The organism is Geodermatophilus sp. SMS 5-13, from assembly GCF_059428245.1.
Genome location: NZ_CP165729.1, coordinates 1,157,062 through 1,179,581 on the forward strand (window position 1 = coordinate 1,157,062; position 22,520 = coordinate 1,179,581).

Consider the following 22,520-nt stretch of genomic DNA (forward strand, 5'->3'; position numbering starts at 1 on the left):
GGTCGGCCCACCGCCCGGCCCGACAGCTGAGGGCAGGCAGCTCGCCTCACGCCGGTGCGGTGGGCGGGGGGAGCCGCTGTTCTCCTGTCCGCCGCCGGCTCTCCACCAGCAGCGCACCCAGCTGCTCCGCCGGCACCGGCGGCCACAACCGGAACCCCTGCGCGTGCGTGCACCCCACGCGGCGGACCAGGTCGAGCTGTGTCGGCGTCTCGATCCCCTCGGCGACCACCTGCATCCGCAGCGCCGAACCGAGCGCAGTCACCGCACCGAGGACCGCCTCAGGTGCGGTGGGGCCCAGCGGCGACAGCCCGGCCACCAGGGTGCGGTCCACCTTGAGGATGTCGACGGGCAGCGCCGCCACCATCGACAGCGAGCTGTAGCCGGCGCCGAAGTCGTCGATGGCGATCCGGATGCCGTGCTCCCGCAGCCGGGAGAACTGCTCCGCGGCCTGGCCCGGGTTGCGGGCGACGCTCGTCTCCGTCAGCTCGAGCACCAGGCGCCGGGGGTCGAGCGCGCTCTCGTCGAGAGCGCCGAGCACGTCGTCCACGAGCGTCCCGGTCGCGAGGTGCATGGCGCTGATGTTGACGGCGATCCCCAGTTCGAGGCCGTCCCGCGCCCAGGCCGCGCCCTGGGCGGTGGTGACCTGCAGCAGCCAGCGGGTGATCGGCACGATCAACCCGTTCTCCTCGGCGACGGGGATGAAGTCGGAGGGTGGGACCACCCCCCGGTGCGGGTGGTCCCACCGCAGCAGCGCCTCCGAACCGGTGACCTCCCCACTCGAGAGGTCGACCACCGGCTGCCAGCCCAGCCGGAGCTCGCCGAGCGAGGCCGCGTCGCGCAACCGGCTGGAGATCTGCCAGCGGTCGTCGAGAGCCGTGCGCAGATCGGGCGTGAACACCGCGTGACGGTTGCGGCCGCCGGCTTTCGCGGCGTACATCGCGACGTCGGCATCCCGGAGGAGCTCCTCGGGACGGGCGTGCGCCGGGTCGGAGGCGGCGATGCCGATGCTCACGGTGAGCGGCAACAGGTTGCCGGCCAGCTCGAACGGCTCGTCGAAGACGGCGCGGAACCGCCGGGCCAGGGCCTCCCCGCCCGTGGCGTCGCAGTCGCGGGCCACCACCACGAACTCGTCACCTCCCAGCCGGCCGACCACGTCGGTCGGGCGGGTGCGGTGCGCCAGCCGGGACGCCAGCTCACGCAGCAGGAGGTCACCGGTGGAGTGCCCCAGGGAGTCGTTGACCTGCTTGAAGCCGTCGACGTCCATGTAGAGGACGGTGACCCGGCCGCCACCGTCGTCCTCGAGGAGCGCCTCACCGAGGATCTCGTGCAGCGCGGCACGGTTGGGCAGCGCGGTGAGATGGTCGTGCCGCGCCTGCCACGCCGCCCGTTGCTCCGCGGTGACCCGGTCGGTGATGTCGGTGTGCGTGACGACCACCCGCGGCAGCTCGTCGATCGGGAAAGCCTGCATGTGCCACCAGCTGGGGCCCGCGCCCCGGCCCTCGGGCGACGGCACGGCGTAGTCCAGCGAGAACGACGGCTCGCGGCGGGCGAACACCGCCGCCATCCCCTCGGCGGCCAGCCGGGCATCCCGGTCGCCCGCGTCGGCCGCCGCCCGGACGGCCGCGAGGTAGTTCTCGCCCCCGCGCCTGGCGAACGGTCGCCCCGCGGCGGCGGTGCCGGCCGCCCACGCCGCGTTCGTCGTCAGGATCGTGCCGTCGCCGTCCAGGATCGCGATGCGGGCCGGCAGCGCGTTGAGGACGGCACGGATGAGCGAGGACTCCGCCGCTCGCTCCTCGTCGAGGGTGCGCCGCTCGTGCACGTCGCGGAAGAAGACGACCAGTTCGGCGTCGCGATCGGGGTGGACCCAGCCGCCGAGCCACCGGTCCAGCGGTGCGGAGAAGATCTCCGCCTCCTGCATCGTTCCCGTCTCCCTGGCCCGGTGGTAGGCGTGCTCCAGCTCGCTGCCGCGCAGGTCGGGGAACACCTCCCACACGGTCCGGCCCAGCAGATCGGCCGCCGGGTGGGCGAGCAGCCGCTCCGCCGCAGCGTTCACCCAGGTGAACCGGTCGTCGCGGTCCAGGAAGTAGACCGCGTCGCTGATCGACGAGAGGGCCTCGGTCACGCGGGTGCCCCACGTCGCGTCGGTCGCGGGTCCTGGGCCGTCCGGGGGTGAGGGCATGTGCGAGCTCCTTGTCCCATCCGGAAATCTGCCCGGGCTCGCCGGCAAGAGACGGTGGCGACCGAAATGTCGGGCCGGTCCGCCGCGCCGACGGCGGCGTTCCGCGGCGCGCGAGCATGCGCGGCGCCTCGCAGCGGGCCACGCGGGCAGTGCCCGGTGGTGCGCGACCTGCCACGGAGAGGTGGGCGCCGATCGCGCCCGCCCGGATCGGACCGCCATGAGCGACGCGACGTCCTACGGCCTCTCGGCGGCCGCCGCCGTCCTGGGCGTCCCCTCCCGGCGATGCATGGCCGGCAGGTGGGGCGGCACCGTCGGCACTGGGGCAGCCGGTTCGCCCAGGGTCCGCGATCTTGCGCGGGGGTTCAGGGTCGCGACGCGCTGCTGCCCTGGTGGACAACCGGGTCCTACCCACCCGGTGTTCTTGTCGCGTGGACCCACCCATCCGTAAGGGGCGGCACGGGAGCCCTCCTCGGGAACTCGACTGCATGGCGTCGGCCATCGAAAGCCGCGGACACGAGCCGGGTCCATCGGGATAACTGCCGATATCGCCGGGGGCGCGTCCGCGCGATCACGGGGGGCCGGAGCGGGGCTCCTCGCCGGACCGGCGGAACGCATCAGCGGGTAGGAGTTCGGCGTGGGCCGAGAGCACGTCGATCGGCGGCTCTTGTCGGCATGAACTGGACCAGACAGTCGACGAACGAACCGCGTCATTCGCCGGCGTGGTGCAGGTGGGCATAGCTGGGCTCGGTGCTGCCCCTGATCGCTCGGGCGGCGGCCCGGCCGTGCACCCGGTGCCCGCCGCCGTCGCCAGCACCCGGCCGACGGCGGAGATCACCAGCCCGAGCTGGAAGGCGATCCGCGCCGGTCCCCGGCAGCGGGTAACCCGCAGCTCCGGGATCCGCCGCTCGATGATCCGGCTCGGTTACCTAGACCTCGACAGGTCCGCGGTCCTGGTTGTCGACGGGCCCGAGGCACTGCGAGCGGTAGGCGGCGAGAACGGCGCGGCCGGCCGCGCCGCGGAGCACCTCGTCCCGGCTCACGATGCCGAGCTGCCACAACGGTGCGCCGGCGATCGTGGCGACGGCGATGTCGCCGAAGATGGTGTCGTCCAGGCACGCCTGCGGGCCGTAGGTGATGCCCAGGCCGCGCTGCACCATGGTCAGCACGCCGAACCACTCGTCGACCTCCAACCGGACCCGCCGGGAAATGCTCCGTTCGGCCATCAGCCGGTCGAAGAGGTCGCGGACCCACCAGCCGCGGGGCAGATCGATGACCTGCTCGTGGGCCACCTCGGCCGGGTCCACGTCGAGCGCACCGGCCAGCCGGTGGTCCGCCGGGCAGACGATGACGATCGGGGTGCTGGCCAGCGGCTCGAAGCGCAGCGCCGGACCGGTGCGGTGCGTGAGGGGCGTGATGGCGAAGTCGACGTCGCCGTCGGCGACCAGCCCGACGAGGTCTCGAGCGCCGTCGTGGAGGAGGTCGATCTCCACGTCGGGGTGCTGCTGCTGGAAGCGGCGGATCGTCTCGATCACGTTCAGGCTGCGGGGGACGGCGACGGTGGCGATGCGGACCGAGCCGCGGAGCAGGCCGGCGACCTCGGCGACGGCGTCGCGGGCGCGCTCGGTCTCGGCCAGGGCGGCACGGGCAGGGTGGAGCAGGGCCCGTCCGGCGTCGGTCAGCTCGGTGCCGCGGCGGCCGCGGATGAACAGCTCGGTGCCCAGTTCCCGTTCCAGGGACAGCAGGGACGCCGACAGGCTGGACTGGACCATGTAGAGCCGGGCCGCGGCGGCGGTGAAGGAGCCCTCCTCGACGACGGCCAGGAAGTACTCCAGCTGCCTCAGTTCCACGCCCCATCGCCTCCGTCGATGGTGCCCATCGGGGACGCGTGATCAATTCTCGGGATCGTTCCGCCGACACTCGGGTAGGAGTTCCTGTTGGGGGAGCGCCGTGGGGGATCGCGAGGAGCTCTCGTGCGCGGAAAGTATTTCACCGGTGGCGCCGTCCTGGGCCTCGCGCTCTGCGCCACCCTGGGCGCGGTGGTCTCCGCGGGGACGCACTCGGGCATCCTCGGCGGACCCGCGGTGCTCGTCCGCGACGCGACGCTGATCGTGGTCGTCGCTGCGGCGTGGGCAACCGGTCGATTCTTCCGGTCCGTCGCCGATCCGGGCCGGCGTTCGGCCGCCCGTGACGAGGTCGGCGAGGAGGTCGTCTGGGAGTGCGACGCGGCCGGCCGGTTCACACATGCCAGCCCGCAGTGCCTGGAGCTCCTCGGGTACGCCCCCGAGGAGGCGGGGTCGCTCTCGATCTTCGACGTCACCCATCCCGACGAGCACGCCGTGGTGACCCATCTGCTCTCGACCGGGCGGGGGTGGCGGCGCCGTTCGTTCCGGTGCGTCACCAAGAACGGCGCACCGGTGTGGCTGCGCAGCACCGCCATCGCACAGGCCGACGGTCAGGGACGGTTCACCGGGTTGCTCGGCGCGTCCCACCCGGTCTGGGAGGCTCCACCTGGCGAGCCGGCGAGAACGTCCGCGGCGATCGTCCGGGTGCTCGCGGACGATGTGCTGCGGACGGCGTTCCAGCCGATCGTCTCGCTGGTCGACGGTCGGGTGCTCGGGGCCGAGGCGCTGTCCCGGTTCGCCGTGGACGACGAGGGACGCACCGCCGAGGACTGGTTCACCGACGCCGCGCGGGTCGGGCTCGGCGTCGACCTCGAGATCCACGCCGCCCTGCACGCGCTGCGCCGGGCCGCGGCTCTGCCCGAGGACGCGTACGTGTCGGTGAACCTCTCCCCGGAGACCCTGCTGTGGCCTGGGCTCCCCGAGGCACTGGGGAAGGCTCCCATCCCGCTGTCCCGGATCGTCGTGGAGCTCACCGAGCACTCCGCGGTGGAGGACTACGACGCCCTCGACCGGGCGCTGCGACCGCTGCGCCGGGCCGGGCTCCGGATCGCCGTGGACGACGCCGGCGCCGGCCACGCCACCTTCCGGCACATCCTCCGGCTCGCACCGGACCTCATCAAGCTCGACCGCAGCCTCATCAGCGGCATCGACGGCGATCCCGCGCGACGGGCGCTCGCGGGCGCCGTCGTGGCCCTCGCCCGGGAGATGCGGGGCGTCGTCGTCGCGGAAGGGATCGAGCGGTCGACCGAACTGGCCGTCCTGCTGGCCCTCGGGGTCGACGCCGGCCAGGGATACCTGTTCGGCCGACCGAGCACCGACGAACGCGACTGGCACGACTGGCACCGTCCAGGACGCCCGCAGCTGCCCCCCACGGGGCTGCTCAGCGCGAGGGCGTGACCGCTGCGGCGCCCTGGCCCGTGCAGACCGGCCGGCATCGGTCGAGATAGGCGGCGAGGAAGGCGCGCCCCGCGGCACCGCGGAGGGTCTCGTCCCGGGTGATGACGCCGAGTTCCCACAGGGGCGCGCCGGCCAGCGCTGCCGTCGTGACGCCGGCGAAGGTCTCGTGGTCGATGCAGGCGTCGGGGCCGTAGGAGATACCCATGCCGCGTTGCACCATGTTCAGCAGGGCCAGCCACTCGTTGATCTCGAGCCGGACCCGACGCCGCAGCTTGCGCTCCTGGAGCCAGGTGTCGAAGAGAGCCCGGGACCACCATCCGCGAGCCAGATCGATGATCGCTTCGTCGACGACCTCCGCGGGGTCCACGTCCCGCGCCCCGGCGAGCCGGTGGCCGACCGGGCACATCACGGTCAGCGGGGTGCTGATGAGGGGGGTGAAGCGGAGCGCAGGGCTGAGGTGCGGGGTCCGCGGTCCGATGGCGAAGTCCACCTGGCCCTCGACCACCAGGTCGACCATGGCCTGGGCGCCCGCGGGGAGGACGTGCACGTCGACACCAGGGTGGTCCGACTGGAACCCGCGGATGGTGTCCGCGACGTCGACGACCCGGGGAACGGCCATGGCGGCGATGCGGACCGAGCCGCGGAGCAGGCCGGTGACCTCGGCGACGGCGTCGCGGGCGCGCTCGGTCTCGGCCAGGGCGGCACGGGCAGGGTGGAGCAGGGCCCGTCCGGCGTCGGTCAGCTCGGTGCCGCGGCGGCCGCGGATGAACAGCTCGGTGCCCAGTTCCCGTTCCAGGGACAGCAGGGACGCCGACAGGCTGGACTGGACCATGTAGAGCCGGGCCGCGGCGGCGGTGAAGGAGCCCTCCTCGACGACGGCCAGGAAGTACTCCAGCTGCCTCAGTTCCACGGCTGGCTGATCCTGTGGCCGGGCGCGGGCATCAACGTGGTCTTCATCCGTTCCTCTTCGTGCACCGTGGCGCCTGACGTCTGCGTCGCCCGGCGGCCGAGTGCCGGACGGTAGAGAGCCGGGGCGGAACTCGCGGGTGCCGTGTCACGGCTCGGCTGCCGGAATCGCTCCGCGGTCGTCCGGCCGGTTCCGACCTACAGTCGGGCCATGGCATCGGGGGACGTCGGGCCGTCACCGGCGCGGGGGCCGGCTCGGAGGTCCAGCCGCCGCCTGGACCGAAGGAAGGACCAGGCGATCACGGCGGCGGTGGTCGACGTGCTGGCCCGGTTGGGCTTCAGCGGCTTCACCATGGACGAGGTCGCGCTGACCGCGGGCGTCGGCAAGGCAGCCATCTACCGGCGGTGGGCCAGCAAGACCGACCTGCTGGCCAGCTACACCGAGGGGTCGATCGAGGGCACCCTCGACGTCTCGGACACCGGTTCGCTGAGGAACGACCTCATCGTGCTGCTCACCTCGGCGGTCGCCCACTTCAACGGCCCGGCAGGACACGCCAACCGAGCCCTGCTCAGCGCGGTGCACGACGACCCGACGTTGGCAGCCGCCTATCACTCCGGGCCCGTGGCCCAGTGGGCCGCGGCCTTCGGAGAGGTCCTCGGTCGCGCTGTCGGACGAGGGGAGATCGGGCCCACCGTCGACTCGTCCCTCGCTGCGGAAGCCGGCGCGGCGATCCTCGTGCAGCGCTGGCTGCTGCTGGGAGCCCACATCGACGAGGAACTGGTGACGGTCGTGGTGGACGACGTGATGCTGCCCCTCCTGCGGGACCGCGGCGGGGGTCGCCTATCGGACGTACCGACGCCCGGGACGCCGTCGTCCGAAGGTTGAGGAGACGCGGTCTGTCGCCAGCCGGCAGCCGCGAGGACAGTCGAACTCGACCGGCTCTCCGTCGAGCCAGCCCACGGCGGCAGACCGCCCGCAGCCCGGGCAGGTCTCCCACGTCACGTGCTCACTCACCGATGGTCCTTCCGACTGCGGCGCCGGTGGCCGGTCGAGGTGGCCGACAGCCGCCGTCCAGGCCCCAGGTTCTGTCCGGTTGCTGCGCCAGGTAAAGCACGCCTTCTCGCTGGCCGGCATCGACCGTTCCGATGGCACGGGAATGGTCAGTAGCGGAAGCGCTCCACGAGCGCCTGCAGCTCGCTGGATATGCGCGCCAGTTCCCCCGCGGCCAGCCTGGTCTGGCCGACTCCCTCGGTGGTCATGGCCGCCGCGGTCGCCACCCCGCCGATCGTGCTGGCGATCGCGCCGCTGCCGGTGGCGGCCTCGACCACGCTGCGGTTCATCTCCGCCGTCGTGGCGCTCTGCTCCTCGACCGCCGAGGCGATCGTGGTCTGGAAGTCGTCGATCCGGCCGATGATCGAGGTGATCTCGTCGATCGCGGCGGTGGCGCCGGACGCGTCCTGCTGGATGGCCTCCACGCGTCGCGCGATGTCCCCAGTGGCCCGGGCCGTCTCCTGCGCCAGTTCCTTGACCTCGTTGGCCACGACGGCGAAACCCTTGCCGGCCTCGCCGGCCCGGGCGGCTTCGATGGTCGCGTTCAGGGCCAGCAGGTTGGTCTGCTCGGCGATCGTCGTGATCGTCTGGACCACTTCGCCGATCTGCTGGGACGAGGTCCCGAGACTGGACACCGTGCGCGTGGTGGCCCCTGCGACCCCCACCGCGGTCCCGGCCACCTGAGCCGCTTCGGCGGCGTTCTTCGAGATCTCGTCGATCGAGGCGCCCATCTGCTCGGAGCCCGCGGCGACCGTCTGGACGTTGCGCGAGATCTGCTCCGCGGCCGCGGCGACGGAGCCGGCCTGGGCTGCCGTCTCCTCGGCGCTGGAGGAGATGGCCTCCGCGGATCTGGACAGCTCGTCGGCCGCCGCGGCCAGTGCCTGCGTCGACTCCGCCGTGGACCGGACCATGGTCTGCAGGTTCTCGGCGGCCTGGTTGAGCGCCCCGGCCATGTGGCCGATCTCATCGCCGGAGGAGACATCCACCCGGACGGTGAGGTCCCCCGAGGCCATGGCCGTCAGCCCGTCGCGCACGGCGGCCACCGGCCGGGCCACGAGCCGGGCCACCAGCAGGCCGAGGCCGAGTGACCCGGTCACCCCGAGGGCCAGGACGACCAGGATGAGCGTCCGTGCGGAGTCGTACGTGTCGCTGGCCGCCCGGACGGAGGCGCGGGCCTCGGTGGCCTCGGCGGCCGCCAGCCGGTCGAGGGCGTCGCCCAGGGTCTTCGACGTCGGCCCGACGGTGCTGGTGCGCATGGCCATGAAGTCAGCCATCCGCCCCTCCCGCGCGGCCTGCAGGTACGGCCCGCTGACCAGGCGCTCGTATTCCCGCCAGGAGTCGGTGAGCGCGGCGAGGTCCTTCTCCTGGGTCGCCGTCAGGCTGCTGCGCGAGTACGTCCGGATGGCGGCGTTCAAGGCATCGACGTCCGCGAGGTAGGCCTGGTGGGCGGTGTCCTGCCCGCCCGCCTTCGGCAGCAGCTCATCGGCGAGCGCGTCGATTCGGGTCTGCAGGAAGGCCCGCCGGATCTCCGCGAGCTGCATGGAGGGGACGAGCGCCTGGCCTTCGATGTCCTGGCTCCGCTGGTCCAGCGCCGCGAGCCGGGTCAGGCCGAGCACCCCGATGAGGAGGGCCACCGCGCACGACAGCGCCACGGCGGAGAGCACCTTGACGCGCAGGGGAAGAGAGGAGAAGCGGGTCAGAGTGGTGCGCACGCGCCATGTCCGTTCGGTCGACGATGTTCCGACGTCGTCTTCGGCGGCCATCGGCCGTCGGACAAGGTGAGGACCCGGTTCCCCCGCGGCCTGATTCCGATGGCCTCCATCGAGGCGACCGATGCCCGCCAGGCGGCCGTCTCGGCAGGATGACCGATGGAGATCCCGACCGAGGACGAGTAGGGCAGTAGGGGACCACGCCACTCCCGGGACGGACGAGCGATGACCAGCGGATACTTCCCAGGCCCCTACGGCAGCCCCTTCGACGACTTCTTCCGGCGATACCAGGGAGGCCAGCCCCGGCAGCGCGTGGACATCACGCAGTTCCTCAGCGAGCAGGCGCGGGGATTGGTGAACGCGGCCGCCCGCCGGGCGGCCGAGACGGGCAGCGCGGATCTCGACACCGACCACCTGCTGTGGGCGATGCTGGAGGAGGACTCCACGCGGCAGTTCCTCGGCCGCACCGGCGCCGACACCGCTCAGCTGCGCGAGCAGCTGGAGGCCGCGCTCCGGCGCGGCGAGCCGCACAACGAGCCGCCGTCGCTCACCCCGGCGGCCAAGCGGGCGCTGCTCGACGCCCACCAGATCTCGCGGGCGCTGGGCTCGACCTACATCGGCCCGGAGCACCTGCTGTTCGCCCTGGCGCTCAACCCCGAGTCGCCGGGCGGCCGAATCCTGCGCGCGGCCGGCGTGACACCGGAGACGCTGCAGCAGGCCGCCGTCAGCGGTGCAGGCGGCGGGCAGGGCGGGGCCGGCCGACCCCCGTCGAGCACCCCGACGCTGGACGAGTACGGCCGCGACCTGACCGCGATGGCCCGCAACGGGGAGATCGACCCGGTGATCGGCCGGGAGCAGGAGATCGAGCAGACCGTCGAGGTGCTGTCTCGGCGGCGCAAGAACAACCCCGTGCTCATCGGCGAGGCCGGGGTCGGGAAGACCGCGATCGTCGAGGGCATCGCCGCCCAGATCGTCGAGGGCGACGTCCCGGAGACCCTCCGCGGCCGCCGGCTGGTGGAGCTCGACCTGACCGGCCTGGTCGCCGGCACCCGCTACCGCGGCGACTTCGAGGAGCGGCTGAAGAAGGTCATCGACGAGATCCGCGAGCACAGCGACGAGGTCATCGTCTTCATCGACGAGTTGCACACCGTCGTCGGGGCCGGCGCCTCCGAGGGGTCCGGCGGGGCGGGCAACATGCTCAAGCCGGCCCTCGCCCGCGGGGACCTGCACATCATCGGCGCCACGACCCTGGACGAGTACCGCCGCAACATCGAGAAGGACGCCGCGCTGGAGCGCCGGTTCCAGCCGATCCTGGTGGCCGAACCGAGCGTCGAGGACACCGTGCAGATCCTCTGCGGGCTGCGCGACCGCTACGAGGCGCACCACCAGGTGCGGTTCACCGACGAGGCCGTCGTCGCGGCCGTGGAGCTCTCCGACCGCTACATCACCGACCGGCACCTGCCCGACAAGGCGATCGACCTCATCGACCAGGCGGGGGCACGAGTGCGCCGCCGGGTGAAGACGCCCCCGACCGACCTGCGCGGCCTGGAGCAGGAGGTCGAGCGGCTGCAGCGGGAGAAGGACCAGGCGGTCGCGGGCGAGCAGTACGAGCGGGCCTCCGAGCTGCGCGACCAGCTCGCTGAGGCGCAGGGGCGGCTCGCGCAGGCCCGAGCCGGCGGCGGCGAGGGGGCGGGCGTCCCCGAGGTCGGCGTCGAGGACATCGCCGAGGTGGTGTCCCGGGCCACCGGGATCCCGGTCAGCCAGCTCACGGAGGAGGAGATGGAGCGGCTGCTGCACCTCGAGCAGCGCCTGCACGAACGGGTGATCGGGCAGGAGGAGGCGGTCGAGGTCGTCGCCGAGGCGGTGCGCCGCTCCCGTGTCGGCCTCGGCGACCCGGACCGGCCGATCGGCAGCTTCCTCTTCCTCGGGCCGACCGGCGTGGGCAAGACCGAGTTGGCGCGGGCACTCGCCGAGGCACTGTTCGGCGACGAGGACCGGATGATCCGGCTGGACATGAGCGAGTTCCAGGAGCGGCACACGGTCAGCCGGCTGGTCGGGTCCCCGCCCGGCTACGTCGGCTACGAGGACGCCGGGCAGCTGACCGAGGCGGTCCGCCGCCGGCCGTACTCCGTGGTGCTCTTCGACGAGATCGAGAAGGCCCACCCCGACGTCTTCAACGCCCTGCTGCAGGTGCTCGAGGACGGCCGGCTGACCGACTCCCAGGGCCGCACCGTCGACTTCCGCAACACCGTGGTCATCATGACCAGCAACCTCGGGTCGGAGGCGATCGTCAACGCCGGCCGCGGCCCGCTCGGGTTCACCGCCAACGGCAACGCCGGCGACGACCTGCGCAGCCAGGTCATGCGCCGGCTGCGGGAGTCCTTCCGGCCGGAGTTCCTCAACCGGATCGACGAGATCGTGGTGTTCCAGCAGCTGGACGACACCCAGCTGGAGCGGATCACCGACCTGATGCTCGAGGAGACCCGACGGCGGCTGCGGGCCCAGGGCATCGACGTCGAGTTCACCCCGGAGGCGGTCGGCTGGCTCGCCCAACGGGGCTACGAGCCCCAGTTCGGCGCCCGCCCGCTGCGCCGGGCCATCCAGCGGGAGGTGGACAACCGGCTGTCGCGGTTGATGCTCGACGGCCGGTTGCGCAGCGGCCAGCGGGTGCGTGTCGTGGTCCGGGACGGCGACCTGGACCTCGAGGTCGAGGACGCGCGGGAGGTCGCGACGGCGCAGGCGTGAGCGGTCGGTCCCGGTGCTCGGCCTGCGCTCCGCACGGCGACGGCCCCGCAGCCAGCGGCTGCGGGGCCGTCGTGGGGGGCGGCCGTGCTCAGACGAGCCCTTCGTTGTGGGGCTCGATGCTGGCCGAGGGATCCACCCCCTCGTCGGCGTCCGGCCGGACAGGGCCCTCGCCCGGCTCGGAACCGGAGCCGGCGGCGGTGTTCCGGGAAGATCGCTCCGGATCGGTCACGTCCGTGGTCGTCGGCGCCTGGCCGATGCGCTTGGCGGCTTGCCCCGTCCCGGTCTCCTCCAGCTCTGACTCGCTCACAACTCCTCCATCCGGTGTTGTTGGGTGCCGGTGATCACGCAGTGGCGGACCGGACGACGGTTCCCGGCAGGCCCGCGGGGGCCGCGTCCAGAACCGCAAGGCGTCCGAGGTCGCGAAGAGCAGGCCCGAGGCCCAGCCGGGGGCACGGGCTGGGCCCGCCGAGCCGTCGGTGGAACCGCGGCGTCCCGGCCGCCGAGGCCGGCCCGCCGACGCGCACAGCGGCCACGACCACGACCTGGTCGGGTGGTGGTCCGACGCGGACTGCGGGAGGACGCCGGCCGGCCCGCGTGCGCTGCGGTTCGGTTCGTGTCGGGGGACTTCACCGTCGGGCCTACGTCGATCCGGACACGAGCCGGGCGAACTCCCCGCCGAGCTGGGCGAGCACGTCGTCGAACTCGCCCGGCTCGACCGCGTCGCGGGTCGTGGCGAGCACGGCGACCATCCCCTCCCGAGCCTCTGCCTCGGGCAGTCGCGCCATCCGGGCCACCCGCTGGGCGAACTCGTCGGGCCCGAAGGGCTGCGCCTCCGGTTCCGGCGGGATGAGGTCGGCCTGCAGCTCCCCGGGCAGCTGGGCTCGCAGGTCGTCGGCCTCACCGGCGGTGAGCCGCTCGGCCAGAACGCGCAACGTCGCATGGACGAGCGTCTCGGTCTCGTCGCGGGGGTGGCCGCCGCGAGTTTGCACGGACGAGACGAAGTCGTCGTACTGCACTGCTCCTCCTCCGGGGAACGGACGCGTCAGACGCCGGCCGGTGCTCCCAACCTGGGGGATGCCGCCGGGGAACACCATCGGCAGACCTGCCGATGTGCGGGCCGCCGGCCGGGTACCGGTGCGGAAGCCGGGTAGGCCTCCTGCGACGCCACCGCGGTGTCGAGCCGCCGTCCCGGGGAGGACCACCATGCGAGTCGAAGACCTGTCGGGGGACGACGCCACGGTCTACCGGGCCGTGGCCGAGGCGGAAGTCGGTGCCGGCGCTCCACACCTGCAGGACATCGCTCGTGGTGCCGGTCTGGACCTCGAGCAGGCGCGGGCCGCCGTCCACCGGTTGCTGCACACCGAGCCGAAGATCCTGCACGAGGTCCCCGACACCAGCCGCACGGATCTGGGACCGGTGTACGAACTGGCGCCCCGCACCTGACCCTGCGCACCTGATTCCACGCACGCCTGCGTCGGGGAGCCCGGGCAGCCGCGCCCTGCGCCCCGGTGCGTCGAACTCCCCCAGGTGAACTCGACCGGCCCGGTATCGGCATGTCTGCCGATACCGGCCGCCCCGCGCCGCCGGGTGCAATCGAGGCACCGGCGCCGGATCCGGAGTCGGGCAGACCCCTGGACGAGGAGGCAGCGTGAAGGCAGTGGTCTACGAGGGTCCGCGGCAGGTCAGCGTCAAGGACGTACCGGACGCGCGGATCGAGCGGCCGACCGACGTGCTGGTGCGGATCACCTCGGCGAACATCTGCGGCTCGGACCTGCACATGTACGAGGGCCGCACCGACTTCGAGCCCGGCCGCTGGTTCGGGCACGAGAACCTGGGCCAGGTGATCGAGGTCGGCGACGGGGTCGACAAGGTCCAGGTGGGGGAGTACGTCGTCCTGCCGTTCAACATCGCCTGCGGACACTGCAAGAACTGCGAGCAGCAGCTCACGAACTACTGCCTGACTGCGCAACCCAAGAAGGAGTGGGCCGGCGCGGCCTACGGCTTCGCCGACATGGGCCCGTACGGCGGGGGACAGGCCGAGCTGCTGCGCGTGCCCTGGGGTGACTTCAACTGCCTGCGGCTGGGCGAGGACGCCGAGCAGCGCCAGACCGACTACGTGATGCTCGCCGACATCTTCCCGACCGGCTACCACGCCACCGAGCTGGCCGGGGTGAAGCCCGGCGACCAGACGGTCATCTACGGCGCCGGCCCGGTCGGGCTGATGGCCGCCCTCTCGGCCACCATCCGCGGCGCCAGCAAGGTCATGGTCGTCGACCGGCAGCCCGACCGGCTGCGGCTGGCCGAGTCGATCGGCGCGATCGCCATCGACGACTCGAAGGTCGACCCGGTGCAGGCCGTTCTCGACCAGACGATGGGGCTGGGTGCGGACAACGGCTGCGAGTGCGTCGGCTACCAGGCGCACGAGCCCGACGGCCAGGAGCAGGCCAACCTGACGATGAACCGGCTGGTCGCCTCGGTGCGCTTCACCGGGAAGATCGGCAACGTCGGCGTCTTCGTGCCGCAGGACCCCGGGGCCAGCGACGAGCTGGCGAAGCAGGGCAAGCTCGCCTTCGACTACGGCATGTTCTGGTTCAAGGGCCAGCACATCGGCAGCGGCCAGGCGCCGGTCAAGAAGTACAACCGGCAGCTGCGCGACCTCATCGCCGGGGGCAAGGCGGAGCCGTCGTTCATCGTCAGCCACGAGCTGCCGCTGGACCAGGCGCCGGAGGCCTACAAGCACTTCGACGCCCGGGACGAGGGCTGGACCAAGGTCGTCCTGCACCCGGCGATGGCGGGTGCGTGACGTGGCAGGAGAGCTGAACGGACGGCGGGTCGCGATCCTGGCGGCCGACGGAGTGGAGCGGGTCGAGCTCGAGGAGCCGCGCCGGGCTCTGGACGACGCGGGTGCGCGGACCGACCTGCTCTCGATCCACGACGGCGAGATCCTGGCGCGCGACCATGACCTGGAGGACGCCGGCACCTTCGCCGTCGATCGCCTGGTCGGCGCCGCTTCGGTCGACGAGTACGACGCGCTGTTGTTGCCCGGGGGGACGGTGAACCCGGACAAGCTGCGGATGCAGCCCGCCGCGGTGCAGTTCGTCCGCGACTTCGTCCAGTCGGGCAAGCCGGTCGCCTCGATCTGCCACGGCCCGTGGAACTTCGTCGAGGCCGACGTCGCGCGCGGCCGCCGGCTGACCTCGTGGCCGAGCGTGCGCACCGACCTGCGCAACGCGGGCGCGGAGGTGGTCGACGAGCAGGTCGTCACCGACGGCAACATCACCACGAGCCGGTCGCCGGACGACCTGCCGGCGTTCTGCGAGCGGATCGTGCAGGAGTTCGCGCGGGCGCCGCAGGGCGCCGCGGCAGGTCAGGCATGACCTCCTCCATCGGGAGCGTGGCGTCCCTCGCCGCGCGCGCCGGCGGAACCGTCGTCCGCCAGGTGCGGTCGGCCATCGACCCGTCCGCGGCCCGGCCGGCCGGCGCGGGCCAGCCTGCGTCCGGGTGGCTCGCGGTGACGGTGTTCCGCGAGCCGTCCGACATCGACACCGCGGAGCTGCCCGCACCGCTGGCCGAGTTCGGCGACCGGATCGAGGTCCGGGTCCGCCCGGCCCCCGGCGGCAAGGGCACCGAGCTGGCGGCCCGGTTGCGCGACCGGCCCTCGGGCAGCGCCCTCAGCCGGCTGAACGGCAGCGATCCCCAGGCCGACCTGCGGTCCGCGCTGCGCCGGGCCAAACAGCTCATCGAGGTGGGCGAGGTGCTCGCCGTGGACCCGGCGCCGCACGGCAAGCGGACGGCGACCCCCGGCGGCGTGCTCCTGGAGGCGTGGACCAAGGTGGCGCCCAAGGCCGGTGTGCGGTGAAGGCGGTGACCTGGCGGGGCGTCAACGAGATCGGCGTCGAGGACGTCCCCGAACCCACGATCCTCAACGAGCACGACGTCATCGTCGAGGTGGGGCTCACCGCGACCTGCGGCTCGGACCTGCACCTGATGGGCGGCTACATCCCCGCCATGCGTGCGGGGGACGTGCTCGGGCACGAGTTCATGGGCACGGTCGCCGAGGTCGGGCCCGGCGTGACGAAGCACAAGGTGGGCGACCGCGTGGTCGTGGTGAGCTTCACCAGCTGCGGGCAGTGCTGGTACTGCAAGCAGGGCCTGTGGTCGCTCTGCGACAACGGCAATCCCAACCCCGGGATCACCGAGGCGCTGTGGGGGCAGGCCATCGGCGGCTGCTACGGCTACTCGCACGCCCTCGGCGGCTGGGCCGGCAGTCACGCCCCCTACATCCGGGTCCCGTACGCCGACCAGGGGGCCTTCGCGATCCCCGACGGCGTGTCCGACGAGCGGGCGCTGTTCGCCTCCGACGCCGCACCCACCGGCTGGACGGGGGCGGACCAGGCCGAGGTCCGGCCCGGTGACGTCGTCGCGGTGTGGGGTGCCGGGGGAGTGGGTCAGATGGCCGCCCGCGCGGCGATGCTCATGGGCGCGGAGCGGGTCGTCGTCATCGACCGGTTCGACAACCGGCTCGAACAGGTCCGTACGCACATCGGGGCGGAGACGCTGGACTACGAGGAGGTCGACGTCCCCGCCGAGCTGCGTGAGATGACCGGCGGCAGGGGACCGGACGTCTGCATCGAGGCGGTGGGCATGGAGGCGCACAGCCCGGGCCCGCAGTACCTCTACGACCAGGTCAAGCAGCAGATGCGGCTGCAGACCGACCGGCCCACGGCGGTGCGCGAGGCGATCTACGCGTGCCGCAAGGGCGGAACGGTGTTCACCCTCGGCGTCTTCGCGGGTGTCGTGGACAAGTTCCCGCTCGGCGCGGTGATGAACAAGGCGCTGACCCTGCGGGGCGCCCAGCAGCACGGGCACCGCTACATCCCGGAAATCCTCGACCGCATGAGCCGGGACGAGGTGAGGACCGAGCACCTCGCCACCCACGTGATGCCGCTGGACGACGGGCCGAAGGGCTACCGGATGTTCAAGGACAAGGAGGACGGTTGCGTCCGTGCTGTGTTCCGTCCTGGTGCGTGACGCGCCGGCGGGCAGGCCGCTCCGGTCCCCGGCGCCGAGCCGGACGGTGGACCGGCGCCGGACCCCCGCCGGCCCGGTGCGGGGCGACCGGGTGAGCGTTGCGCGCGGAAGGACGGCGGTGGAGGCCCTCGTCCGGTCCGGCTCGGGGACGCCGTCGGGGTCGCCACCCTAGTGCTCGGCGTCCTGGTGGTGGTCCTGTCGTGGGCGCTGGTCGACACGGTCTTCGCCGTCACGTACGCGCGCCGCTACTACTCCGGCGGGGACGGATCGATTTCGGGCCAGCAGGAACCGCCCGCCTACAGCGACTTCGCCTACCTCGCGGTCACCGTGGGGATGAGCCTCGCGGTACCGGATACCCAGCTCGCGGACACGCGTCCTACCTGTTCGGCACCGTGGTGATCGCCGTGGCCCTGCACTTGACGGCCAACCTGGGGCCGCAGGGATAGGCGTGCCAGCCTGACGGGCGGTCACTCCGCCACCGTGCACCTGGGACCGGCCGTCGGGGGCCGGTCACCTCCGGCGCCGTGCAGGTGCCTCTCACCCTGCACGGACTTGCTCGGCGTGGTGCAGTTCGTGGCGTTCGCCCTCGTGCCTTGCTGTTCGCCGCCGTGCGAACGGGCACGTCAAGACGGCATGGGAGTGTGGGGGGCAGGGGTTCGATTCTTCGTCCTGCGCGTTTCAACCATCTCCGTCCGCAGCCCTGGTCGCGGCGCGGGCGCTGGTTCTCAGCCGATCTTCAGCGGAGCGGAGCACGCTCACGTTCGTGAGGACTGGCGCCTGCACCGCTTCGCGGCGCGCCCTGCAGGGCGTCGTCGTGGCGTCGGTGGTCGTGGGCATGTGGTGGCTGGCGTTCCGCGTCTCGCCGCGGCCGGTCTGGCACCACACCTTCGACCTGCGGGTCTACCGCGGCGCGGTCCGGTGGTGGCTCGACGGCCATCCCGTCTACGACTTCCTGCGGCCGCACACGGAGAAGGGATTCACCTATCCGCCGTTCGCCGTCCTGGTCCTGCTGCCCCTCGCGCTGGGGACGGAGACCACCGCGACCGTCCTCATGACGACGGTGTCGGTTGCGCTCGTCGTCCTGACCACGTGGTGGCTCGTCGCGCCGGTCGCCGTACGGCACGGCTGGCCCCGATGGGTCGCGCTCGGCGTCGCGCTACCGGTCGCCGTCACGATGGAGCCGGTCCGCGAGACGCTCGGCTGGGGGCAGATCGACCTGGTCATCGCCGCCCTCGTGCTCGCCGACGTCGTCGCACTGCGCCGCGGGCGCCCGTGCGCCGGCGTCGGGATCGGCCTGGCGACGGCGATCAAGGTGACGCCGGGGCTGTTCGTCGTCTACCTGGTGCTCACCCGGCGGTGGCGCGCCGCCGCGGTGGCGGCCGGCACCTTCGCCCTGACCGTGCTCGTCGGCTTCGCGGTCGACCCGTCTGTGCGGTACTGGACCCGTCTGCTCTGGCAGACCGGCCGGGTGGGACCCCCCACCGATCCCAACGACCAGTCGCTGCTGGGGCTGTTGGCCCGCCTGGCCGCGCCCGGTGCGCCCAGCCACGTGCTGTGGCTGGTCCTCGCCGGCCTGGCGCTGGTCGGCGGACTCACGCGGGCGGTGCGTCTGCACCACCGCGGGGACGATCTCGCCGGCGTCACGGTCACGGGGTTGACGGCCTGCCTGGTCAGCCCGATCTCCTGGGTCCACCACCTGTTCTGGGTCCTGCCCGCGGTCGTCGTGCTCGTCGACGTCGCGGCCGGGACGCCGGTCACCGCGGCGTGGGCACGGCGACGTCCCCGGGCCACCCGCGCGGCGGCCGCGGCGGCCGCCCTCGTCGTCGTCGGGGTGTTCACCGGCTCGCTGATCTGGTTCTTCGCGGGGGCGCGGGGAGGCCCGCTGACGATCGTCGGCGAGGACGCCTACGTGCTGCTGGTGCTCGCGCTGGTCGTCGTCCTGCCGGCGAGGGCAGGGGCGGACGTGCCGCAGCACGAACCACACCGCCACCTCGACCTGCTGGATCGTCTCGTCGACGACCAGGGTCGCCGCCACCCGCGAGCGCAGCTGTGGTGACCGCTCCTGTCCGCTCGCCCGCCCGCGAGCGGCTGCTCACGGCGAGCCTGCTGGCCGCCACCGCGCCGCTGTACCTGCTCGGGCTGGACCGCAGCGGTTGGGGAAACGCGTTCTACGGCGCCGCGGCGCAGGCGGGGGCGCAGACCTGGAGGGCGTTCTTCTTCGGCGCCTCCGACGCCGCCGGCACGATCACCGTCGACAAGCCCCCGGCGTCGATCTGGGTGATGAGCCTGTCGGTCCGGCTGTTCGGGTTGAGCAGTTGGTCGCTGCTCGTCCCCGAGGCACTGATGGGCGTGGCCGCGGTCGCCCTGCTCATGGCCGCGGTCCGCCGCGTCGCGGGACCGTGGGCCGGCCTGCTCGCCGGCCTGCTGCTCGCGCTCACGCCGGTGTTCACGCTGATGGCCCGCGTCGACGATCCCGATGCACTGCTGACCCTGCTCGTGGTGGCCGCGGCCTGGAGCACCACCCGGGCGCTCGACGACGGGCGGCTGCGCTGGGCCCTGCTCACCGGCGTGCTGCTCGGGTGCGGCTTCCTCACCAAGTCCCTGGCCGCGCTGCTCGTGCTGCCAGGCCTCGGCGGGGCCTTCCTGCTCGCCGCCCCGGGGCCGCCGCGTCGCCGGATCGGGCACCTGCTGGCGGCGGGCGGCGCGCTCCTGGCAACAGCCGGCTGGTGGGTGCTCGCCGTCGAGCTGGTCCCGCCGTCGTCCCGGCCGTGGGTCGGGGGCAGCCGGACCGACAGCCCCCTCGACCTCGCCTTCGGCTACAACGGCCTGGGCCGGCTCACCGGCAACGAGAGCGGCGCGGGCGTGCAGGTGCTCGGGCCGCGGTCGGCGTGGCGGCTGTTCGGTTCCGCCGCCGACCAGTTCGGGTGGCTGCTGCCGGCGGCCGTCGTCGGGCTCATCGCCGGTTTCCTGCTCCGCCGGGGACAGCCGCGCACCGACCCGGTGCGGGCGGCCCTGGTCCTCTGGGCCGGCTGGGCCCTGCCGACGGCCCTCGTCTTCAGCTTCATGCAGGGCACCTGGCACACCTACTACACCGTCGAGATCGCCCCGGCGGTGGCCGCCCTGACCGCGCTGGCCGCGACGCTGCTCTGGCGCCGGCACACCTCGCGAGCCTTCGCCGTCCTGGCGACGGGCTCGCTGGTGACGACCGCCTGGGCCGTGTCGCTGGTCGACCGCCGGATGGCGGCGGGCGGTCTCGTCGCCGCCCTGGTGCTGTTCTGCGGCCTGGTCGGCGTGCTCCTGCTCGCCGCGGCAGGCACGGTCAATCGCCCGGTCGCCCGGATGGGCGCCGCGGTCCTCCTCGTCGCGGCCCAGCTGGGCCCGGCGACCTGGTCGGTGGTGACGGCAGCCGCGCCGCACACCGGCAGCGACGTGCGCGCCGGACCCACGGGCGGGCGCCGCGCCCTCGGCGCGTCGGTCCCCGCCGCCGTGGTGCGCTCGCTCCGCCGGGACACCGACGACTGGACCTGGACGGCGGCGACCGTCGGGCGCCGCGCCGCCGACCTCCAGCTGGCCGCGGGAGTCCCGGTGATGCCGATCGGCGGCTTCTTCGGCCGAGACCCGGCACCGACCCTCGACCAGTTCGAGGCGGACGTGCGTGCACACCGCATCCACTGGTACGTGCCGGGCCTGGTCGGCAGCGGCCCGGCCGTCGAGATCGACCGATGGGTCCGCGAGCACGCGCCGGCGGTCCGGGTCGGCTCGACCACGATCTACGACCTGGCCGGTCTCGCTGCCGGGTCCTACGAGGACAAGACCTAGCCCTGATCTCGTCCGCCGGGATGACGCCGTCGCGGGCGGCCCCCGGGGCGCGAAACGCAACGTTGGGTGCTTCCGCGGTCACCGTTGCGGCTCCGGGCGCCGAGGTAGGAGAGGACATCCCGGTGACGCGCACGGACGGAGCGAGCTGATGGACCCGACGGGGCGACTGCTCGGTGGCCGGTACCGGCTGGCGTCGGTCCTGGCCACCGGAGGCATGGGCCGGGTCTGGCGGGCGCAGGACACGCTGCTGCAGCGGCCGGTCGCGGTGAAGGTGCTGCGCGCCGAGCTCACCGTCGACCCGTCGTTCCTGGGCCGGTTCCGCGCGGAGGCGCAGCACGCGGCCCGGTTGACCCACTCGTCGATCGCCGCCGTCCACGACTACGGGGAGACGGTCGACCCCGTCAGCGGCGCTCCGGTGGCCTACCTGGTCCTGGAGTTGGTTCCGGGGGAGTCGCTGTCCGACCTGCTGGCCCGGGTGGGACGCCTGGACGTCGCCGCGGCGCTGCGGATCGTGCGGCAGACGGCCGATGCCCTGGGCGCCGCCCACGCGGCGGGGGTGGTGCATCGCGACGTCAAGCCGGGCAACCTGCTCATCACGCCGGACGGCGACGTGAAGATCACCGACTTCGGCATCGCCCGGTCGGCGTCCAGCCTGCGGCTGACCAGGACCGGCGAGGTCCTCGGCACGCCGCACTACCTCGCCCCCGAGCAGGCGCAGGGAGCCGAGGCCACGCCGGCGAGCGACGTCTACGCGCTGGGGGTCCTCGCCTACGAGTGCCTCAGCGGACGGCGGCCGTTCGAGGCGGAGAACTCCGTGCAGGTCGCCGCGATGCAGATCCGCGAGGCCCCGCCGCCGCTGCCGGTGGGCCTCGGCGAGGACGTCCGCCGGCTCGTGGAACGGGCGATGGCCAAGGACCCCGCCGCGCGCTTCCCGGACGGGGCCGCCTTCCGGGACGCCGTCGATGCGCTCGACTGCGCGCCGATCGCGCCGCGCCACGAGACGATGGTCCTGCCGAGCGCGGCCGCGCCGGCGACCGCCGTGCTACCGCGCGTCGAGGTCGCTACGGCGCCGGACGCCCCCGCCGGGCCGGGTCTCTCCGGTGCGGTGCGGGCGCCGGGCGCCCGGCCGTGGCTCGTCGTGGCCGGGGCGGCGCTGCTGACGCTGGTCGTCCTCGTCGTCCTGCTCGGCGCGTTCGGCAGCGGTGAGCAGCGGCCGGCGGTGACGTCCCCGGCGACGTCCCCGGCGCCGTCCTCGGCGCCGGCCACGCCCACCGCTGTCCAGGTCGTGGCCGGGGAGCTCGTCGGCCGTCCGCTGGCCGAGGTGCAGACCGGGCTGGCCGCGCGGGGGCTACAGGTGCAGCCGCGGACGATCGCGACCGGCGACGTCCCGGCCGGGCAGGTGGTCGCCGTGGATCCCGTCGGTCCGGTCGCGCAGGGCGGAAGCGTCACGGTCACCTACTCCGTCGCGCCGACGGTGCACACCGACGCGAACGACGGCGCCGTACAGGGCAACCGGAACGGACGCGGGAACGGCCGCGGGAATGGGCGCGGCGCCGGCGAGGACGACTGACCGGCGCTCCGGCACTGCCCCCAGCCGTCGTCGTGCCGGCCGGCTCGAGGACGTCGTTCAGGCCGCCCTCCCGCGGTTCACCGTCGTCCCTGCAGATGACATGACGACCGACTACATCCGCCAACCCCTTCCAGCCGCCCTGGCAGTGGAGGCGCCGAAGAAGTTCGAGACGATGGGGCTCACGGCCGGGACGCTCGGGTCACCTCAGCAA

18 protein-coding genes are annotated in these 22,520 nt (G+C 73.3%); 12 read left to right on the plus strand and 6 right to left on the minus strand.

Features of this window, described 5'->3' with window-relative positions; all coding sequences use genetic code 11:
* Nucleotides 1-46: 46 nt before the first annotated feature.
* The gene (locus AB3388_RS05730; RefSeq protein ID WP_495409795.1) at nt 47-2,179 is read right to left on the minus strand and encodes a putative bifunctional diguanylate cyclase/phosphodiesterase; all 2,133 of its coding nucleotides are present in this window, start codon (nt 2,177-2,179) and stop codon (nt 47-49) included.
* Between the two features lie 926 nt (nt 2,180-3,105).
* A complete protein-coding gene (locus AB3388_RS05735; protein ID WP_495409796.1) occupies nt 3,106-4,026 on the minus strand; it encodes a LysR family transcriptional regulator in 921 nt (306 codons plus the stop codon).
* Between the two features lie 123 nt (nt 4,027-4,149).
* Between AB3388_RS05735 and AB3388_RS05740 the strand changes: the two genes are divergently transcribed.
* On the plus strand, nt 4,150-5,478 hold the full coding sequence (locus tag AB3388_RS05740; RefSeq protein ID WP_495409797.1) for a sensor domain-containing phosphodiesterase: 1,329 nt from the start codon (nt 4,150-4,152) through the stop codon (nt 5,476-5,478).
* Here the strand turns inward: AB3388_RS05740 and AB3388_RS05745 are convergent.
* On the minus strand, nt 5,462-6,388 hold the full coding sequence (locus tag AB3388_RS05745; protein WP_495409798.1) for a LysR family transcriptional regulator: 927 nt from the start codon (nt 6,386-6,388) through the stop codon (nt 5,462-5,464). The genes AB3388_RS05740 and AB3388_RS05745 overlap by 17 nt on opposite strands.
* Nucleotides 6,389-6,595: 207 nt before the next feature.
* Here AB3388_RS05745 and AB3388_RS05750 point away from each other — a divergent pair, with 207 nt between their 5' ends.
* Nucleotides 6,596-7,270, plus strand: a complete 675-nt coding sequence (locus AB3388_RS05750) for a TetR/AcrR family transcriptional regulator (protein WP_495409799.1) — start codon at nt 6,596-6,598, stop codon at nt 7,268-7,270.
* Nucleotides 7,271-7,545: 275 nt separating this feature from the next.
* On the opposite strand, the gene AB3388_RS05755 is transcribed toward AB3388_RS05750, so the two are convergent.
* Nucleotides 7,546-9,147 (minus strand): methyl-accepting chemotaxis protein, encoded by a 1,602-nt coding sequence (locus AB3388_RS05755; protein WP_495409800.1) that lies wholly within the window; start codon nt 9,145-9,147, stop codon nt 7,546-7,548.
* Between the two features lie 222 nt (nt 9,148-9,369).
* Here AB3388_RS05755 and AB3388_RS05760 point away from each other — a divergent pair, with 222 nt between their 5' ends.
* The gene (locus AB3388_RS05760; protein WP_495409801.1) at nt 9,370-11,889 is read left to right on the plus strand and encodes an ATP-dependent Clp protease ATP-binding subunit; all 2,520 of its coding nucleotides are present in this window, start codon (nt 9,370-9,372) and stop codon (nt 11,887-11,889) included.
* Between the two features lie 88 nt (nt 11,890-11,977).
* On the opposite strand, the gene AB3388_RS05765 is transcribed toward AB3388_RS05760, so the two are convergent.
* Together AB3388_RS05765 and AB3388_RS05770 are read right to left on the minus strand one after the other, a co-directional pair.
* Complete coding sequence (locus tag AB3388_RS05765; protein ID WP_495409802.1) at nt 11,978-12,196, minus strand: hypothetical protein; 219 nt, start codon at nt 12,194-12,196, stop codon at nt 11,978-11,980.
* Between the two features lie 331 nt (nt 12,197-12,527).
* On the minus strand, nt 12,528-12,905 hold the full coding sequence (locus AB3388_RS05770; RefSeq protein WP_495409803.1) for a DUF2267 domain-containing protein: 378 nt from the start codon (nt 12,903-12,905) through the stop codon (nt 12,528-12,530).
* Between the two features lie 187 nt (nt 12,906-13,092).
* On the opposite strand from AB3388_RS05770, the gene AB3388_RS05775 reads away from it, so the two are divergent.
* The 9 genes from AB3388_RS05775 to AB3388_RS05815 all read left to right on the plus strand — a co-directional run bounded on the left by AB3388_RS05775 (nt 13,093) and on the right by AB3388_RS05815 (nt 22,309).
* The gene (locus tag AB3388_RS05775) at nt 13,093-13,332 is read left to right on the plus strand and encodes a hypothetical protein (protein WP_495409804.1); all 240 of its coding nucleotides are present in this window, start codon (nt 13,093-13,095) and stop codon (nt 13,330-13,332) included.
* Nucleotides 13,333-13,537: 205 nt separating this feature from the next.
* A complete protein-coding gene (locus AB3388_RS05780; RefSeq protein ID WP_495409805.1) occupies nt 13,538-14,692 on the plus strand; it encodes a glutathione-independent formaldehyde dehydrogenase in 1,155 nt (384 codons plus the stop codon).
* A 1-nt stretch (nt 14,693) separates the two neighbouring features.
* Nucleotides 14,694-15,266 carry a type 1 glutamine amidotransferase domain-containing protein gene (locus AB3388_RS05785; RefSeq protein ID WP_495409806.1) on the plus strand — a complete coding sequence of 191 codons (573 nt, stop codon included), beginning with the start codon at nt 14,694-14,696 and terminating at the stop codon, nt 15,264-15,266.
* Nucleotides 15,263-15,748, plus strand: a complete 486-nt coding sequence (locus AB3388_RS05790) for a hypothetical protein (protein ID WP_495409807.1) — start codon at nt 15,263-15,265, stop codon at nt 15,746-15,748. Before AB3388_RS05785 ends, AB3388_RS05790 begins: the two co-directional genes overlap by 4 nt.
* A gap of 5 nt (nt 15,749-15,753) precedes the next feature.
* Nucleotides 15,754-16,920: a zinc-dependent alcohol dehydrogenase gene (locus AB3388_RS05795; RefSeq protein WP_495409808.1), complete on the plus strand. Its 1,167-nt coding sequence runs from the start codon at nt 15,754-15,756 to the stop codon at nt 16,918-16,920.
* 171 nt (nt 16,921-17,091) lie between these two features.
* Nucleotides 17,092-17,319, plus strand: a complete 228-nt coding sequence (locus AB3388_RS05800) for a DUF1345 domain-containing protein (RefSeq protein ID WP_495409809.1) — start codon at nt 17,092-17,094, stop codon at nt 17,317-17,319.
* Between the two features lie 364 nt (nt 17,320-17,683).
* Complete coding sequence (locus AB3388_RS05805; protein ID WP_495409810.1) at nt 17,684-18,976, plus strand: glycosyltransferase family 87 protein; 1,293 nt, start codon at nt 17,684-17,686, stop codon at nt 18,974-18,976.
* Nucleotides 18,973-20,739 carry a glycosyltransferase family 39 protein gene (locus tag AB3388_RS05810; RefSeq protein ID WP_495409811.1) on the plus strand — a complete coding sequence of 589 codons (1,767 nt, stop codon included), beginning with the start codon at nt 18,973-18,975 and terminating at the stop codon, nt 20,737-20,739. Before AB3388_RS05805 ends, AB3388_RS05810 begins: the two co-directional genes overlap by 4 nt.
* A 148-nt stretch (nt 20,740-20,887) precedes the next feature.
* Nucleotides 20,888-22,309 carry a protein kinase domain-containing protein gene (locus AB3388_RS05815; RefSeq protein ID WP_495409812.1) on the plus strand — a complete coding sequence of 474 codons (1,422 nt, stop codon included), beginning with the start codon at nt 20,888-20,890 and terminating at the stop codon, nt 22,307-22,309.
* The last annotated feature ends 211 nt before the right edge of the window (nt 22,310-22,520 follow it).

What these genes read in the sequence shown, in the direction of transcription:
- AB3388_RS05730 (WP_495409795.1), bottom strand. Translation starts at nt 2,179, where the DNA reads ATGCCCTCACCCCCGGACGGCCCAGGACCCGCGACCGACGCGACGTGG.
- AB3388_RS05775 (WP_495409804.1), top strand. Translation starts at nt 13,093, where the DNA reads ATGCGAGTCGAAGACCTGTCGGGGGACGACGCCACGGTCTACCGGGCC.
- AB3388_RS05750 (WP_495409799.1), top strand. Translation starts at nt 6,596, where the DNA reads ATGGCATCGGGGGACGTCGGGCCGTCACCGGCGCGGGGGCCGGCTCGG.
- AB3388_RS05815 (WP_495409812.1), top strand. Translation starts at nt 20,888, where the DNA reads ATGGACCCGACGGGGCGACTGCTCGGTGGCCGGTACCGGCTGGCGTCG.
- AB3388_RS05760 (WP_495409801.1), top strand. Translation starts at nt 9,370, where the DNA reads ATGACCAGCGGATACTTCCCAGGCCCCTACGGCAGCCCCTTCGACGAC.
- AB3388_RS05790 (WP_495409807.1), top strand. Translation starts at nt 15,263, where the DNA reads ATGACCTCCTCCATCGGGAGCGTGGCGTCCCTCGCCGCGCGCGCCGGC.